Genomic DNA, 16790 nt, shown 5'->3' with positions numbered 1-16790 from the left:
ATTAGGAAAAACTAGTAAATTCCAAGGGATGTCACTTTCTTATACGTTAATATATGGTAAAATTAATCAGAATGGATAAAAGTGACAGAATTAGAAGAGGGGTTTACTCATGATTGATAAAACACAAGTTCAGCATGTCGCAGAACTTTCAAAACTAGCTTTTAGCGATGCTGAGTTAGAACAATTTACTGAACAACTTGCAGACATCATGAAAATGACTGATGAATTAAATAAAGTTGATACAACGGGTGTCCCAGTGACGACCCACGTGAATAACCTTCAAAATATTGTCCGCGAAGATGTGGCTCAAGCTGGCACAGATCGCGAGATTTTAATGAAGAATGCACCAGATTCAGCGGACGGCTTATTGAAAGTCCCTGCCATTATGGATAAGGAGGAAGACTAGCCGTGAACTACTTATATGAAGATTTACAAAGTATCCATGCCAAATTAGTGGCTGGTGACTTAACTGCTAGCCAATTGGTAACTGAAACAGTTGCTGAAATTGACAAGAGAGAACCACAAGTTGATGCTTTTTTAGCAATCGATGAAGCTGGTGCACAAGCTGCGGCTGCCAAAGTGGACGCCCAACCAATTGATGCAGATAACTTATTAGCTGGGATGCCAATTGGGATTAAAGATAACTTATTAACAGATGGCTTAACAACTACTGCTGCCAGCAAGATGCTTGAAAATTTCACGCCGGTTTTTGATGCAACGGTTGTTGAAAAATTAAAAGCTAAAGATGCAATTGTGATCGGTAAAACCAACATGGATGAATTCGCAATGGGTTCATCAACAGAAACATCAGCCTTCAAGAAGACAAAGAACCCTTGGAACTTAGACAAAGTACCTGGTGGTTCATCAGGTGGTTCTGCAGCAGCAGTTGCGGCCGGTGAAGTCATCGCTTCTCTAGGGACAGATACGGGTGGCTCAATTCGCCAACCAGCTGCATTTAATGGGATTGTCGGCATCAAACCAACATATGGCCGTGTGTCACGTTGGGGTGCGATCGCTTTTGCTTCAAGTCTTGATCAAGTTGGGGTCTTTAGTCGGACAGTTGCTGATAATGCGACTGTTTTACAAGCCATCAGTGGTCATGATGAAAAAGATAGTACGAGTGCTGATATCCCAGTGCCTGATTTCCGTGCCGCTTTAAATGGTGACATCAAAGGTATGAAGATTGCTGTTGCCAAAGAATACATGGCAGAAGGTGTCGAACCAGGCGTTAAAGCCCAAATCGAAACAGCCATTGAAACTTTGAAATCATTAGGGGCAACCGTTGACGAAGTCAGCTTGCCAAATTCTAAGTATGCCGTCCAAACTTACTACATTATTGCTTCAAGTGAAGCTTCATCTAACTTGTCACGTTTTGACGGGATTCGTTATGGTTATCGTTCACCTGAAGCCAAGACACTTGAAGATGTGTATGTTAAATCACGTTCTGAAGGTTTCGGTGATGAAGTGAAACGGCGGATTATGTTAGGGACGTTTGCCCTTTCATCAGGCTTTTACGATGCTTACTTCAAGAAGGCTGGTCAAGTGCGGACATTAATCGTGCGCGACTTTGAAAAAGTTTTCGCAGACTACGACTTAGTGGTTGGACCAACAACACCAACCACCGCTTTTGACTTGGGTCGCAAAGTATCGGATCCAGTGACAATGTATATGAACGATATCTTAACAATTCCTGCTAACATGGCTGGCTTACCAGCAATGTCAGTGCCTGCCGGCTTAGTAGATGGCATGCCAGTTGGTTTACAAATTATTGGGAAAGCATTTGATGAAGAATCTGTTTATCGCGCAGGTTATGCCTTTGAACAAGCAACTCAATTTAACAAGAACGTTCCAAGCTTCAAAGGAGGAAAAGCCTAATGAATTTCGAAACAACAATCGGACTTGAAGTGCATATTGAATTAAAAACCAATTCAAAAATGTACAGTCCATCTCCTGTAAACTATGGTGCAGAACCGAATACTAACACGAATGTGATTGACTGGGGTTATCCTGGGACATTGCCAACCTTGAATAAAGGGGCATACACACTTGGGATGATGGTTGCGACTGCCTTGCACGCTGATATTGCGCGCGATACGCATTTCGACCGGAAGAATTACTTCTATCCAGATAATCCAAAAGCTTACCAAATCACACAATACGAACAACCCCTTGGTAAAGATGGCTATATCGAAGTCGAAGTCGATGGCCATACAAAGCAAATCGGGATTGCCGAATTGCACGTTGAAGAAGATGCCGGGAAGAATACCCATGGCTCTGACGGCTATTCATATGTCGATTTAAACCGTCAAGGGACTGCCTTGATTGAAATTGTTTCAAAACCTGATATGTCAACGCCTGAAGAAGCCTATGCTTACCTTGAAACGTTACGCCAAATTGTTCAATTTACTGGCGCATCTGACGTTAAGATGGAAGAAGGTTCAATGCGGGTAGATACTAACATTTCTGTGCGACCAATCGGTGCGAAGCAATATGGTGTGAAATCAGAATTGAAGAACTTGAACTCCTTTAATCACGTCCGTTTGGGGTTAGCTTATGAAATCAAGCGTCAATCACAACTTTTGATTGCTGGCGAAACAGTGCGCCCTGAAACCCGTCGTTTTGACGAAAAAACAGGCGAAACATTCCTCATGCGGGTTAAGACCGGTGCGGATGACTATCGTTATTTCCCAGAACCAGATCTACCACCATTACACATTGGTGATGATTGGTTACAAGAAGTTCAAGACAATATGCCTGAAATGCCGGCTAAACGGCGTGCACGCTATGTGGATGAATTGGGCTTGCCTGAATACGATGCGGGTGTCTTGACGAACACCAAGGAAATGTCTGACTTCTTTGAAGCAGCTGTTGCTGATGGCGCCGCACCAAAACAAGTTTCTAACTGGTTGATGGGTGAAGTGAATGCTTACTTGAACGACAAACAAATTGACCTTCAAGAGACAGCCCTCACACCTGCCCACTTAGCCCAAATGATCAATTTGATTAAAGACGGGATTATTTCATCGAAGATTGCTAAGAAAGTCTTCCAAGAAATTATCCAAAATGACACGGATCCAAAAGCCTGGGTTGAAGCTAAAGGCATGGTCCAATTATCAGACCCTGCTAAGTTGACACCAATCATCACAGGTATTTTAGATGACAACCAACAATCAATTGACGATTTCAAGAACGGTAAAGACCGCGCAGTTGGGTTCTTAGTCGGTAAGATTATGAAGGAAACACGGGGTCAAGCTAATCCGAAAGTTGTCAATGACTTGTTGATGGCCGAATTGAACAAACGATAATTGATATTCTAGGAGATTCGAATGCAAAAACGTGCACGGTTAATTTATAATCCAACTTCAGGACATGAAGTGATGAAACGTAGTATCGCTGATATTCTGGATATTTTGGAACAAGCGGGTTATGAAGCGAGTGCTTTTCAAACAACGCCTGAAGAAGCTTCAGCGCAAAAAGAGGCCACAAGAGCAGCAAAGGCGAACTTCGATTTAATCGTTGCCGCTGGCGGTGATGGGACAATTAATGAAGTCGTCAACGGCATTGCCGGCTTGGAAAAACGCCCAATGATGGCCGTGATTCCTGCTGGGACAACAAACGATTATGCTCGGGCTTTGAAGATTCCGCGTGATAATCCGGTTGAAGCAGCCCGCGTGATTTTGAAGAACCAAACGCTTAAGATGGATATCGGTCAAGCCAATGACAATTACTTCATGAACATTGCTGGTGGTGGTTTGCTAACCGAATTGACCTATGAAGTCCCCTCAGACTTTAAGTCAATTTTTGGCTATCTCGCGTATGTCGTAAAAGGTGCTGAGATGTTACCCCAAATTAAACCGATTAAGATGCATCTGGAATATGATGAAGGTACGTATGATGGGGAAGCTTCCCTATTCTTACTTGGTTTAACCAATTCAGTTGGTGGATTTGAACAGATTGCGCCGGATGCACAACTGAATGATGGTAATTTCTCGTTGATTGTGGTTAAGACAGCCAACATGGCCGAATTAGTCCATTTAATCGCACTCGTCATTAAAGGTGGCAAACACGTTAATGATCCACGGGTCATTTATACCAAGACGTCAAAACTAGTTGCGCGTCCTGGTGATGATGACGTTAAGATGATGATTAATTTAGATGGTGAATACGGTGGCGATGCACCAATGACCTTTACCAACTTGCAACAACATATCGAGATGTATGTGAATAAGGAAGATATTCCAGATCACGCTATTACATCAGAAACACCTACTCAGCAGTCTGCCGAAGATTTATTCGTAAAGGAAGTCGAAGCGATTTCTGAAGAAGACATAGACGGCGATGGTAAAATAGGTTAAACTGAAACATTGGATAACGTGAGCGGATTGACCGCACACTTGTAGCTAAGAAAAGAGTCCGAAGCAAAACTCAGTTTTGTCTCAGACTCTTTTTACACAATTAAAAAGAGGTAACTATGAAAATACAAGCACCTGTAAGAAAAAATGAAACATTGACGGTTGATATTATGGATTTAACCTATGAAGGCATGGGGGTCGCTAAAGTCGACAACTATCCGTTGTTTATCGAAGACGTTTTGCCTGATGAACAAGCTGAAATCCAAGTCACAAAGGTCAATAAACAATATGGTTTTGCGCGCTTAGTTAATTTATTGAAGAAAAGCCCAGACCGAGTTGAATCAAAAGCTAACATTTACTCACAAACTGGGATTGCGCCATTACAACACTTGGCATACCCAGCCCAATTAGATTTCAAGCGTAACCAAGTCTTGAACGTCTTCCAAAAAGCCCATTTAGATATTCCAGTGCAACCTGTTTTAGGGATGGATGATCCAACGGGTTACCGGAACAAGGCACAAGTTCCTGTTCGGTTTATCGATGGTGCTTTAACAACTGGTTTCTACCGGAAACACAGTCATCAAGTGATGCCAATGGAAGACTTCTACATTCAAGATCCTAAGATTGATGAAGCTATCAAGGTCATTCGTGATATCTTGCGTCGTTTTTACATTGATCCATACAACGAAGATACGCATAAGGGTGTTTTGAAGACCATTATGGTTCGCCGTGGTTATTACAGCCACGAAATGATGATTGTCTTCATCACGCGGAGTAAGAAATTACCGGCTGCCCGTGAAATCGCCGTTGAAATCAAAAAAGCTTTACCAGAAGTGGTCAGCATCATGCAAAACGTCAATGCTGCTCAAACGAACGTCATCTTTGGTGACGAAACAAAATTAATCGCTGGTCGCGACTTTATTCGTGATGAATTAATGGGCTTGAAGTTCGAAATTTCAGCACAATCATTCTACCAAGTGAACCCAGTGCAAACGGAAGTCTTGTATAACAAGGCGATCGAAGCTGCTGAATTAACCGGGAACGAAACAGTCATTGATGCTTATTCAGGGATTGGGACGATTTCATTAGCAGTCGCTAAACATGCTAAGCAAGTTTACGGTGTTGAAGTTGTTGAATCAGCTGTTATGGATGCGCGGCACAATGCCAAGATTAACGGCATCGAAAACGTTGAATTTACACTCGGTAAAGCCGAAGAAGTGATGGCGCAATGGCAAGCAGATGACTTAAAAGTCGATGTTTTGATTGTTGACCCACCACGTAAAGGGTTGGAAGCTAGCTTCATTGAAGCCGTTGGTCAATTAAAACCAGCCAAGATGGTCTATGTCAGCTGTAATCCAGCAACATTGGCGCGTGATTTAGAACTATTGGCAGCCCAAGGCTACCAAGCAGAAAGCACACAACCAGTCGACATGTTCCCACAAACGCTACACGTCGAAAGTGTCACTAAATTAGTATTAAAATAAAGTGCGTTTGTGGCGGTTAACTTCTGAGTATAGCCTAGGCTGGCGAATAACCAACAAGTTGGTTATTTGACAGACGTAGCTAGACGGAAGAAGATGGTTTATGGCAGCGGGTCGTTATTATCCAGAGATGGAAAGTAGCGACCCGTTTTTTGCGTTCAGACGTGCATTTAAGCGGAAGGTCGGCTAGAATGAAATTATCAAAACATGTTTAGAGGGTTAACGCATGAATGTCAAAAAACAATCTATAATGATGCGCTTAGCGCAACATTTTAACCGATTCCAATCCGCGGCGGTCTATCAGATTATGCAGCGAAGTTTAACGTTGTTATTTCCATTTGTCTTGATTGGGAGTATCAGCCAACTCATCCAGCTAGCACTTTTTAACCGGAATAGTTTTGTTGTGAATGTATTTCATCTTTCGAATTGGTTGAGTAAACGGAATATCTTTCAGATGATGTTTGACAGCATTACGAGTTTGACGTTAGGAATCGTTGCGGCATTAGCAGCGATGTGTGCGGCGCGCTATACAGCCAAACACTATAAGCGTGATGAACAATTAGCCAGCATTACGGGGCTCATTGCCTATTTAATCTTAGCGTTACGGTTGACGCCAAATGAGGGCTTATCTTTCAATAGCCAGATGTTGGGAATGGGGGGCTTATTTTTTGGCCTATTAGTCGGCTATCTGACTGGATTAGCCTTCAAAAAATTAGGGCGACCTCATCGGCGTGATTTACCGCTGAATGGGTCAGCAGTAGGACGTTCATTGGATTCTATGTGGGCGATTTTATTGGTGCTCGGCGTCATTTTAGGGCTGAGTGTCCTGCTAAATTGGTTGGCGATTTCAATCTTGCCAGATCAAGTCATCTTACGATTACAATCACTAAAAGCAAATCAAACGGGTCTGCTTTTCACGTTGGGGACTGGTTTAGCGGCCACTAGCTTAACTTTTTTTGGATTAACGAGTATGCCAACATTGGCCCAATTTGGGCGTGAGGGAATCGCATCTTCGGCCAACTTAAACTATGCGTTTAGTCATCACACGGCTTGGCACGTTCCATATCCGTTCACGTTAGGGACTTTGTATGAACCCTTTGGTGCGATTGGCGGGACGGGTGGGACATTAGCCTTAGTGATTGCCGTTTTCATCTTCAGCAAACAAAGGGATTATCATTTGATTGGTCGATGGTCGTTGTTGCCCGTTTTATTTAACTTTAATAGCGCGGTCCTTGTGGGAATGCCTGTCATTGGAAATGGCTTGTATGTGATTCCATTCTTATTGGTACCACTGGTAAACATGGGGATTGCATCGGCAGCAGTTGCATTGAATCTCATGCCGTCGGTAGTCTTCACGGTTCCACTTGGGACCCCCGGCTTATTGCAAGCGTTCATGGGCACCAACGGTGATTTAGTCGCGCTGGCGGTGACGGTATTAAACGTTGTCGTCGGTGTGATGATCTACAAGCCGTTTGTCCAATTGGAAGATCAATTAGCACTCGTAAAGGAGGCGGCATAAATTGGCCAAATTAAGAAAAAAAAGCCTCTGGTTGTTAGTCATTAGTTTGGCCTTGATCGGCGGATTAATGTGGCCAGCTGCTCAATGGAGTCGCCAGAGCATTATGACCTTAGCTAAGCGCCATGATTCACGAATGTCACCGGTAATTTTTATTCCAGGGAGTAGTGCAACCCAAAATCGGTTTGATGAATTAGTGGCTAAATTGAACGCTAACCGCGGGAATCGGCACAGCTTGTTAAAACTAACTGTGCATGAAAATAATCAGATTAGCTATTCAGGGGAAATTAAACCGCGGGATAATGAACCGTTTATCGTGGTTGGTTTTGAAAATAATAAGGACGGTTACAGTAATATTCAAAAGCAAGCTAAATGGTTTTCGCTGGCGTTTACCGCGTTGACTAAGAAGTATCAATTTAATAACTTTAAAGCGGTTGGCCATTCCAATGGTGGCTTAATTTATACAGCTTTTTTAGAAGATTATTTTAATCGCGATGATATTACAGTGAAGAAGTTGATGACGATTGGTTCGCCGTATAACTTTTCCGAAACGTCGATTACGCATAAGTCACAGATGCTGACGGATTTCATTAAGAAACGTAAAAATATTCCGACGAACTTATCGATGTATTCAATTGCGGGAACGGAAAACTTTGAAAATGATGGGATTGTACCCGCGCGTAGTGTAGAGGCGGGAAAGTACATTTATCAAGGACAAGTCAAGCACTACACCGAAATTACAGTGACAGGTGACCAAGCACAACACTCTGATCTACCACAGAATCAACAGATTGTGGCCTTGTTAGAACAATACATTCTCAGCAAAAAGAACACCCGCAATACACAACCAACACCTAAGGATTCAACACCTTCAGAAGACCAATAAAAAAAGCCCCAGAATAGCAGTAAGGTTGTTATTCTGGGGCCTTTTTTATTGGCACTCATTAATTAGAATGCTTGGTACTTTCTTTTTGAACCAGAGCACCAATTGCTGGCAAATTACCCAAGCTATCGATTGACTTATTTGGCAAGACAATGGTGTTATTTTGACCGTCTGCGATGTGTTCCATCGCTTCAATATTCTTATATTGAAGATAGAGTTCGCCGTTATTGACTAAGCTGGCATTGATCAAATTAATTTGATCTTTAACAGCTTCGGCAATTGTTCGTTCACTTTGAGCTTTCCCTTCAGCTTCCAAAATTTGTGTTTGTTTATTGGCTTCGGCTTCTAGAATATTCGCTTCTTTTAACCCTTCAGCTTTACGGATTGCGGCGGCTTTGAGCCCTTCGGCTTCCATAATATTGGCTTCTTTTTCACGCGAAGCACGGAGCAATTTATTCATTGATTCTTGGATGTCGTGGGCCACTTGAATTGAATCGATATTGACCCGATCAACGTTTAAGCCGTAGCCGGCTGTTACTTCGCTAAGTTGTTCAAAAAGGGTTTGGTTAATTTTTTCGGTGCCATTTAAAACATCGTTCAAGTCCATGTTCCCAATAATCCCACGTAATTGTGCACGGGTGTCTTGGACCATACTTAGGACGGAATCTTTATTTTTATAAACGTACGCGTTGACGTCAGTGATGTGATATTTAATCGTTTCCGAAATCATAACAACCACGTTGTCTTTGGTAATGACTTCTTGTTCAGCGACTTTTAAGGGGATTTGTTTCATATTAACGATTTCTGTGATGTGATAAATGAATGGAATGACCAAATGGAAACCAGGATCAAGCGTTTTAACGTAGACCCCTAAGCGTTCCAAAATCCCAACTTCCCCGGTATGAATCAAGGCAAATGATGAAAAAAGGGTGACTGCAACAATCACTAAAACAAGAATGACTAAAATACTGATGAAAATACCCATAATAAAAACTCCCTTTTGTCTGGCTTAATACGCCAGAATATTGTGGTGTGCTGTCACGATTAAAGCTAAAGGTGTGACGGCCGTTACCATGACGAGTAAGCCAGCGCTAGCTGGTCCTTCGACACGGTAATGATATAAGATGCCAAAAAAATTAACGGTGCCGGTTGATTTAGCATCCTGTAAAGTAAACGTTAACCCCACTAAGCGTTCATCTAACATATTCCGCCTCCCTTTGTTCACATTGTATCTGATTACCAATAAAAGGCAACTCTAAGTGACAGTAACGAACAAAATTGTTAGGTGGCTTGTCTCGAATGCATGAAGATAGTAAACTAAGCGTACTAAGGCTGGAAATGGAGGAACCGTGGATGAGACGAAAAGTGACGCCGATTTTTCAAGACAGTTTCCAAAAGCGCTATTGGCGACAAATAATTATCGGCATTATCGCGGTAGCTCTGTGTCTTGGTGGTGCTATCTGGTGGTTGAAACACCGTTCGGATCGACCAAGCGCGACGCAATATCCGATTCTAGGGATGCAATTAAGTCAGTCAGATGGTTACCAAGATTTTGACGGGTTAAAAAAGGACGGTATTCAGTTTGTTTATTTAAAAGCAACTGAAGGGGCCAGTTACAAGGATGATAATTTCGACACCAATTACAGTCGAGCAAGTGGCACTGGCTTACGCGTGGGCATCTTTCATTTTTTTAGTTTTGATAGTTCGCCTGAACGCCAAGCTGACCAACTTTTTAAAGCAGTTGGCAGCCAGACGGGTGATTTACCAATTATGATCTATTTGGATTATTATAACGACTATGCACAACAACCGCCCGCACAAAAGAAAACGCAAATGGCACTGGCGCAGCTAGTGACCTTGATTAATCAACATTATCATCAAAATTGTCTCATTGGTGGTGCACCCAGCTTATTAAAACGGTATGTGCCACACAAAGGAGACTATCCATTGTGGCAAACTACGCGGGAACAGCCAACATTGGCGACTAAGAACGGGTTCTGGCAATACACAATGGCTAGTCGGATTCCAAACAGTGATAATCAGACGAACTATCAGTTAGCAGTTTTTACTGGCACCAAGCAGCAATGGCAGACTATTAAATAGAAACGGAGAGAAAATAATGATTAAACACAAAGGCTGGTTATTATTAATCGCAATCGTGGTGGTTTTCATCGGTGGTAGTTGGGGAATTCATAGCTATTATTACGGTGGGGAAGCTTACTATACACAGATTGTTTCAAACGGAACACGAATGGAAGAAAAGGATTCAGCAGGGGAAACGGTTATCGATTATAACTATCAACAAGCAGCTTATAATGAAGATGGTGTTACCAAAAAAGTTGATTTTAATGGTAACAAATCAACGCCGCTTAAACGAAATGCGTACCTCAAATTAATCGTCAATAAAAATAAGGGTGTGGTTTCATGGGAAAAGGTTGCCAAAAACGAAATCCCAGATAAAGCTCAAAAAATGTTGAACCAATAAAGAATAACTAAAAAGGCCCATAACGCTGAGCATTATGGGCCTTTTTTAATAGCTATTCGATTAGATAATCCATATCTTCGGCTTCATCGTAAATTGAAACGGGCCGTTGATTTTCACAAGTAATTTTTAATTGATAGCCGTAGTGATCGAGAAAGACCAATTCGTTTTCCGTGAGGGAAATGACTTGACCACTCAATGGCTTATGATCGATTTGCACCAACAAGTTCGGAGTAATTTCTAATGTGTGTTTTTTTCGGGTTTGGTTGTCATTAAAAGACCAGTGTCCAGCATAAAAAGTCGCTACTTTACTCGCTTGAGTCGTCCGAACTTTTTGCTGATACTGGTGAATGGTTCGATTTAAAATTGCTTGTGGTTTTTGAAATTTAAAAAATCGCATAAGTCACACCCCAACTTACTATTATTCTACCACGAAATAGTTAGTTTGCGGACAATTAATTATCGGACTCACGACTGTTTTTTTAAGGAATGGTTAAAGAAGTGAATAGTGGCGGAATTCTTATCAGTAGAAAAACTTTTCGATAGGCTTCTAGATCTAAATCCCGTATACTGGCAGTATTAAATAAGGGAGCTGATTATAATGCAAACACTTGGGATTATTGGGACTAACTGGATTACGGGACAATTTGTTGATGCGGCCCGGGAATCTGAATCATTTAAGTTAACAGCTGTTTATTCACGGACGGCAGATAAAGCCGACCAATTTAAAACGAAGTATCACGCACCAGAAGCCACAAGTTACACTGACTTAGACGGGTTTATGAATGCCAATGAATTTGAAACCGTCTACATTGCATCACCTAACAGTCTGCACTTTGAACAAGCGAAGCAAGCAATTTTAGCGGGTAAAAATGTCATCGTGGAAAAACCTGCCTTCAGTAATCCGGCTGAAATGGCAGCCATGCAAACATTATTAAAGCAACATCCAGACCAATTCTTATTCGAAGCAGCACGTCATATTCATGAGGCCAACTTTAAGATTGTACAACAAGCCATCAACGCATTACCGGCGATCAATGGCGCGACCTTGAGCTATATGAAATATTCATCACGCTATGACGCTGTTTTAGCAGGTGAAGAACCGAATATTTTCTCACCACATTTTTCTGGAGGAGCTTTACAAGATCTCGGCGTGTATGTCGTCTATGATGCCGTCAGCTGGTTTGGTGTGCCCGATTCAGTCGATTATCAAGCTGAATTGTTACCAACTGGAGTGGATGGTAAAGGGGTCGCAACACTGCGTTATCCAACCTTTAACGTCACGTTGATTTTTGGCAAAACCGTTGATTCCTATCTAACGTCTGAAATTTATGGTGGCCAAACGACGATTGTCCTCGATAATGCCGGCACAATCGGCAGTGTTGACCGCTACAGCGAAGGTGGGCAAAAGATTGAGTCACTAGGGGAACAATCACTTGCTAATCCAATGGTTGCTGAGGCAGAAAATTTCGCGGCGATGATTGCTAATCGTGACACAAAACGGTATCATGAATTATTACAGCTAAGTGAATCGGTCAACCAAGTTTTATATCAATTAAGACAGTCGGCCGGAATAACATTTGATGCAGATTAACATGACGGAGGCAATACATGAGCGTTTCACCACTATTTCAAGCACTATGGGATGAACAAGGATTTACAGAAATGTCACCCATCCAAGAGGCAGTTTATCAACCACTGAAAAAAGACCAATCAATTCTAGGACTGGCACCCACGGGTTCTGGGAAAACCCTCGCGTTTTCATTGCCGTTATTAGAAAAAATTATGCCGGGCGAAGGGCTACAAGTCTTAATTTTGGCCCCTTCACAGGAATTGGTGATCCAAACACGGGACGTCATTCAACCTTATGCCAAGGCAATCGACTGTAATGTCCAAGCGATTACGGGGAAGGCAAATGTTAAACGCCAAATCGAACGGCTTAAGGCCAAACCAGAGATTATCGTGGCAACGACTGGTCGGTTATTAGAATTGAGCGAACAACGGAAAGTGAAATTCCATACACTCCAAGCGATTATTATGGACGAAGCTGACGAATTATTGACGGATAGCGGGCTTTCAGAAACCCGCCATATCGTGCAAGAATCACCTGCCGATGTGCAACTTGGCTTCTTTTCAGCAACATCAACCGATATCTTATTAGAGTTGGAAACATGGTTCGGCGTGCCAATCGAAACAATCGACGTGCGTGGGATTGATAAGACGGGTGGGGAAGTGTTGCATGCATTTATCCCAACTGGTAACGCTCAAAAAGTGAACGTCTTACGCCATTTAGCACATCAAAAGAATTTTAGAGGATTGGTCATTTTTAACCAATCCGCGCAACTCTTACAAGCTGCACAAACGTTAAAACATCAAAAAGTAACGTATGCCGCACTCTCAGGGCAAGGTCGCCAAACAGAACGCCAAAAAGCGCTCAAAGATTTCCGTGAAGGTAAGATTCAACTCTTACTAGCAACGGACGTGGCTGGCCGTGGCTTGGATATCACCGACTTACCTTATGTGATTAATTTTGATGTACCAAACGCAAAAATCACTTACATTCATCGTGCTGGTCGGACTGGTCGGATGGGACGCACCGGGACTGTTTTGACGTTGGGCAATCAACACGATGGGCGGAATTTGCGTAAGTTATTGGCGCCTGAATATGATCTTGTGACCCGTTATTTGGTTGGTGATCATTTGGAAGCCGAAAAACCAGTGACGCCTAAAGTAGCACCAGTTGCTGCAACGAAAGCAACATCTGCTGTACCAACTACTGGTGAAGCAACAGAAGGACAAGTACAAAAGGCTACGCCGACGACAAGCGCGCGCAAAGCCAAATTAGTACCAGTTCGCCAACAGCCAGCTGTACCATTAAAACCAAAACATAAGAAAAACCGTAAACGAAATCAAAAGAATAAGGGCTACCATAAGAAAAATAATGACTAGTGGTCTAATCCAGATTGAGCGAGAAACCTTAACAACCTGTTAAGGTTTCTTTTTTTTGGACTAGTCCGTTTGTGAAAAGGTTATCAGTAATTAATTGACAAATCTTAGGAAGCGATTACAATATAAGTAAGGGTTTTCTTTTGCTTCGTAAAATGCGATAGTGGCGAACTCTCACAATCAGGAACTAATTTTTGAAAGCCTTTTAATGGATTGGTTAGTCATTCTCGAAGAAATATCTAGACCAATTAATGAATGGTTACGAAAGTGGTTCACGATGAGATGATCATAGGAGGTGCCATACTATGGCAGAAGAACAGAACTTAGAAGCAATCATGGGATTAATTATCAACGGTGGGAACGCCAAGAGTAGCTCAATGGAAGCAATCATGGCCGCTAAGGAAGGTGACTTCGAAACAGCAGCTGCCAAACTTGCAGAAGCGGATGCTGCTTTATCAGAAGCCCATAATTCACAAACAGATATGTTAACCAAAGAAGCAAGTGGCGATCACATGCAAGTGACATTATTGACGGTTCACTCACAAGATCACTTAATGAACGCAATTACTTTCCGCGATTTAGCAGGCGAAGTCGTTGACGTTTACAAGAAGATGGCCGGTGTACCAGTCGATTAAAGTTTGGCTAATGAACAAAAGGGCTAGGACAAAATGACTTTTGTTCGAGCCCTTTTTAGTTAAAAGCAACAAATGGCACATTGAAGAGAAGAGTGGGAACGGGATGGAAATTAAATTAAATTTAAAAATGCCAGCTAGTTATTTTTATCAGAAGATTCTGGAATCAGTGTTGTTTGATATTAAGCAACAAACTGGGGATAAACTAACTGAAGCGCAGTTGCCTAATTATTCGTACGACAAGCAATTTGGCAAGAATCGGGCGACACTGAAGATTACGCAACTGATTAAAGATCAGAGCTATCACTACGAAACGACTTCTACCCGGGGGAGCTATCAATCAAGTTACGATATTTTCGCGAATGGACCGCAGTCTATTGAAGTCATCTATCGCGCAAATGCCAAAGTAAATGGCAAATTACAACAAACCAATGATATGTTGATGGCCTTTGTCATGGGTTTCATGCGTAAACGCGGCTTTAAGAAAATGTTGAAACAAATCGAAAAAGCATATCAAGCAGAACAATAAGCAATGACTTTGAGAGAAAGTAGGATGACCAGTAATGGAATACCATCAATTAGCAAGCACCATTTCCTAAAGATTTTTTGTAGGGTTCAGCTTCTGCAGCCTATCAAATTGAAGGGGCCTACCAAGAAGATGGTAAGGGCCGGTCTGTGTGGGATGAATTTGTCCGCATTCCAGGCAAAACGTTCAAAGCCACGAATGGTGATGTGGCGGTGGATCACTATCACCGTTTCGAAGAAGACGTGGTACTAATGGCACGCGCTAGGCTCAAAGCCTATCGTTTTTCGATTTCATGGCCACGGGTCTTACCAAATGGTAAAGGCGCTGTGAATGAGGAGGGCTTAGCCTTTTATGATCGTTTAATTAATACATTAATTGCCAATGATATTGAACCAATCGTGACGATTTATCATTGGGACTTACCGCAAGCGTTGCAAGCCGAATATGGCGGTTGGGAATCGCGTCAAATTATTGAAGATTTTACCAACTACGCAGGCTTATTGTTCGAACGCTTCGGCGATCGTGTGCAACATTGGGTTACCTTGAACGAACAAAATATCTTCATCACTCACGGCTATTTAACAGTGGAGCATCCGCCAGCAGTGACTGATGCTAAGCGAACTTATCAAGCTAATCATATGGCAAACCTTGCCAATGCTAGTGCGATTAAATTATTCCATGAAAAAGGCTATCAAGGGGGCATCGGACCTAGTTTTGCCTACAGCCCAACTTATGCGCTGAATGCGGACCCAGAAAATCAAATTGCGGCTGATAATGCTGAACAAATTAACGCTGATTTGTGGATGGACGTTTATGCTTGGGGCCGTTATCCGAAATTAGTGATGACTTATCTCGAACGAAACGGGATTGCACCCGAAATTACTGAAGCGGACCAAGCTTTATTAGCCGATCCACTCGCACATCCCGATTTTATGGGGTTGAATTACTATCAGACGATGACGGTTACGACTAATCCATTAGAAGGTGGCGTTGGCTTGACCAAGCAAAATACTTCCGGTAAAAAGGGCACTAGCCAAGCAAGTGGGTTGCCAGGCGTCTATAAGACCGCTGATAACCCCTATATGCAACAAACTGACTGGGATTGGAATATTGACCCAGAAGGAATCCGAATCGCACTCAGACGTATTGAGAGCCGTTATGGACTGCCGGTCTTAATTACTGAGAACGGTTTAGGGGCTTATGACACCTTGAAAGAAGGCGGGCAAGTGCACGACGACTACCGGATTGCCTTTTTAAAGGCGCACGTTCAAGCCATCCACGAAGCTATTACCGATGGCGTTTCGGTCATCGGTTACACGACATGGAGCTTCACAGATTTATTAAGTTGGACAAACGGCTATCAAAAACGCTATGGCTTCGTCTACGTGGATCGCGACGAAACAGAAGAAAGAGAACTAAACCGCTATCCAAAAGACAGTTTCTACTGGTACCAAAAAGTCATTAAAAGCAACGGGGAAATACTATAGAGTGCGCAGTCGAACGGGTTGGTTTTGAGGATTAACAGAAAAATACATATTATGGCGGGTTTAAGCCATAGTATGTATTTTTAGGTTAACCGGAAAAGGCAGTTCGAAGCAGCACGTTTAAAACAAGAGTGCGCAGTCGAACGGGTTGGTTTTGAGGATTAACAGAAAAATACATATTATGGCGGGTTTAAGCCATAGTATGTATTTTTAGGTTAACCGGAAAAGGCAGTTCGAAGCAGCACGTTTAAAATAAGAGTGCGCAGTCGAAAGGGTTGGCTTTGAGGATTAACAGAAAAATACATATTATGGCGGGTTTAAGCCATGATATGTATTTTTAGGTGGCTCCTATGATGGAATTACGGACAAACTGTTCGATATAATACATCATAAAGGAGCTTTTTATTATGGCAATTAAATATTCAAATGAATTTAAAGAATCGATTGTTAGCTTAAGTCAGACTGGCCGTTCGGCCAACTCACTGGCT

Annotated in this window: 16 protein-coding genes and 1 pseudogene; 14 read left to right on the top strand and 3 right to left on the bottom strand. The window is 42.3% G+C overall.

Annotation, left to right across the window (positions count from 1 at the left end):
- The first annotated feature begins 109 nt into the window (after positions 1-109).
- From gatC to ACF1X7_RS05220, 7 genes are all read left to right on the top strand, one after another.
- Positions 110-406 carry an Asp-tRNA(Asn)/Glu-tRNA(Gln) amidotransferase subunit GatC gene (gene gatC, locus ACF1X7_RS05250; protein WP_004270869.1) on the top strand — a complete coding sequence of 99 codons (297 nt, stop codon included), beginning with the start codon at positions 110-112 and terminating at the stop codon, positions 404-406.
- A gap of 2 nt (positions 407-408) precedes the next feature.
- On the top strand, positions 409-1875 hold the full coding sequence (gene gatA / locus ACF1X7_RS05245) for an Asp-tRNA(Asn)/Glu-tRNA(Gln) amidotransferase subunit GatA (RefSeq protein WP_039098229.1): 1467 nt from the start codon (positions 409-411) through the stop codon (positions 1873-1875).
- The gene (gene gatB, locus ACF1X7_RS05240) at positions 1875-3305 is read left to right on the top strand and encodes an Asp-tRNA(Asn)/Glu-tRNA(Gln) amidotransferase subunit GatB (protein ID WP_004270862.1); all 1431 of its coding nucleotides are present in this window, start codon (positions 1875-1877) and stop codon (positions 3303-3305) included. The genes gatA and gatB overlap by 1 nt, the downstream gene beginning before the upstream one ends.
- A gap of 21 nt (positions 3306-3326) precedes the next feature.
- Positions 3327-4355: a diacylglycerol kinase gene (locus tag ACF1X7_RS05235; protein ID WP_039098230.1), complete on the top strand. Its 1029-nt coding sequence runs from the start codon at positions 3327-3329 to the stop codon at positions 4353-4355.
- 116 nt (positions 4356-4471) lie between these two features.
- On the top strand, positions 4472-5836 hold the full coding sequence (gene rlmD, locus ACF1X7_RS05230) for a 23S rRNA (uracil(1939)-C(5))-methyltransferase RlmD (RefSeq protein ID WP_064777409.1): 1365 nt from the start codon (positions 4472-4474) through the stop codon (positions 5834-5836).
- A gap of 223 nt (positions 5837-6059) precedes the next feature.
- Entirely contained in the window at positions 6060-7352 is a 1293-nt protein-coding gene (locus ACF1X7_RS05225; RefSeq protein ID WP_146955020.1) for a PTS transporter subunit EIIC, read from the top strand.
- A 67-nt stretch (positions 7353-7419) separates the two neighbouring features.
- Positions 7420-8235, top strand: a complete 816-nt coding sequence (locus ACF1X7_RS05220) for an alpha/beta hydrolase (protein ID WP_411162517.1) — start codon at positions 7420-7422, stop codon at positions 8233-8235.
- A gap of 58 nt (positions 8236-8293) precedes the next feature.
- Here ACF1X7_RS05220 and ACF1X7_RS05215 read toward each other — a convergent pair whose 3' ends face one another.
- Together ACF1X7_RS05215 and ACF1X7_RS05210 are read right to left on the bottom strand one after the other, a co-directional pair.
- A complete protein-coding gene (locus ACF1X7_RS05215) occupies positions 8294-9217 on the bottom strand; it encodes an SPFH domain-containing protein (RefSeq protein ID WP_004270863.1) in 924 nt (307 codons plus the stop codon).
- 24 nt (positions 9218-9241) lie between these two features.
- Positions 9242-9436 carry a hypothetical protein gene (locus ACF1X7_RS05210; protein WP_004270864.1) on the bottom strand — a complete coding sequence of 65 codons (195 nt, stop codon included), beginning with the start codon at positions 9434-9436 and terminating at the stop codon, positions 9242-9244.
- 149 nt (positions 9437-9585) lie between these two features.
- Between ACF1X7_RS05210 and ACF1X7_RS05205 the strand changes: the two genes are divergently transcribed.
- Positions 9586-10335, top strand: a complete 750-nt coding sequence (locus ACF1X7_RS05205) for a GH25 family lysozyme (protein WP_089541972.1) — start codon at positions 9586-9588, stop codon at positions 10333-10335.
- Positions 10336-10351: 16 nt separating this feature from the next.
- Positions 10352-10717: a YxeA family protein gene (locus ACF1X7_RS05200; RefSeq protein WP_411162498.1), complete on the top strand. Its 366-nt coding sequence runs from the start codon at positions 10352-10354 to the stop codon at positions 10715-10717.
- Positions 10718-10769: 52 nt separating this feature from the next.
- Here the strand turns inward: ACF1X7_RS05200 and ACF1X7_RS05195 are convergent, their stop codons facing one another.
- Positions 10770-11114 carry a DUF4828 domain-containing protein gene (locus tag ACF1X7_RS05195; RefSeq protein ID WP_146955016.1) on the bottom strand — a complete coding sequence of 115 codons (345 nt, stop codon included), beginning with the start codon at positions 11112-11114 and terminating at the stop codon, positions 10770-10772.
- Positions 11115-11315: 201 nt separating this feature from the next.
- Between ACF1X7_RS05195 and ACF1X7_RS05190 the strand changes: the two genes are divergently transcribed.
- From ACF1X7_RS05190 to ACF1X7_RS05170, 5 genes and pseudogenes are all read left to right on the top strand, one after another.
- Complete coding sequence (locus tag ACF1X7_RS05190) at positions 11316-12308, top strand: Gfo/Idh/MocA family protein (RefSeq protein ID WP_039098236.1); 993 nt, start codon at positions 11316-11318, stop codon at positions 12306-12308.
- A 17-nt stretch (positions 12309-12325) separates the two neighbouring features.
- Positions 12326-13663 carry a DEAD/DEAH box helicase gene (locus ACF1X7_RS05185; RefSeq protein ID WP_039098237.1) on the top strand — a complete coding sequence of 446 codons (1338 nt, stop codon included), beginning with the start codon at positions 12326-12328 and terminating at the stop codon, positions 13661-13663.
- A 302-nt stretch (positions 13664-13965) separates the two neighbouring features.
- The gene (locus tag ACF1X7_RS05180) at positions 13966-14295 is read left to right on the top strand and encodes a PTS lactose/cellobiose transporter subunit IIA (RefSeq protein WP_064777404.1); all 330 of its coding nucleotides are present in this window, start codon (positions 13966-13968) and stop codon (positions 14293-14295) included.
- A gap of 103 nt (positions 14296-14398) precedes the next feature.
- The gene (locus ACF1X7_RS05175; protein WP_039098239.1) at positions 14399-14821 is read left to right on the top strand and encodes a DUF3284 domain-containing protein; all 423 of its coding nucleotides are present in this window, start codon (positions 14399-14401) and stop codon (positions 14819-14821) included.
- Between the two features lie 77 nt (positions 14822-14898).
- Positions 14899-16305 (top strand): annotated as a pseudogene (locus tag ACF1X7_RS05170) (glycoside hydrolase family 1 protein).
- The last annotated feature ends 485 nt before the right edge of the window (positions 16306-16790 follow it).

The organism is Latilactobacillus sp. VITA-14 (assembly GCF_046580785.1).
GTDB lineage: Bacteria > Bacillota > Bacilli > Lactobacillales > Lactobacillaceae > Latilactobacillus > Latilactobacillus curvatus.
Note: the sequence above shows the minus strand (reverse complement) of the source record. Positions and strands in the feature narration are given on the sequence as shown.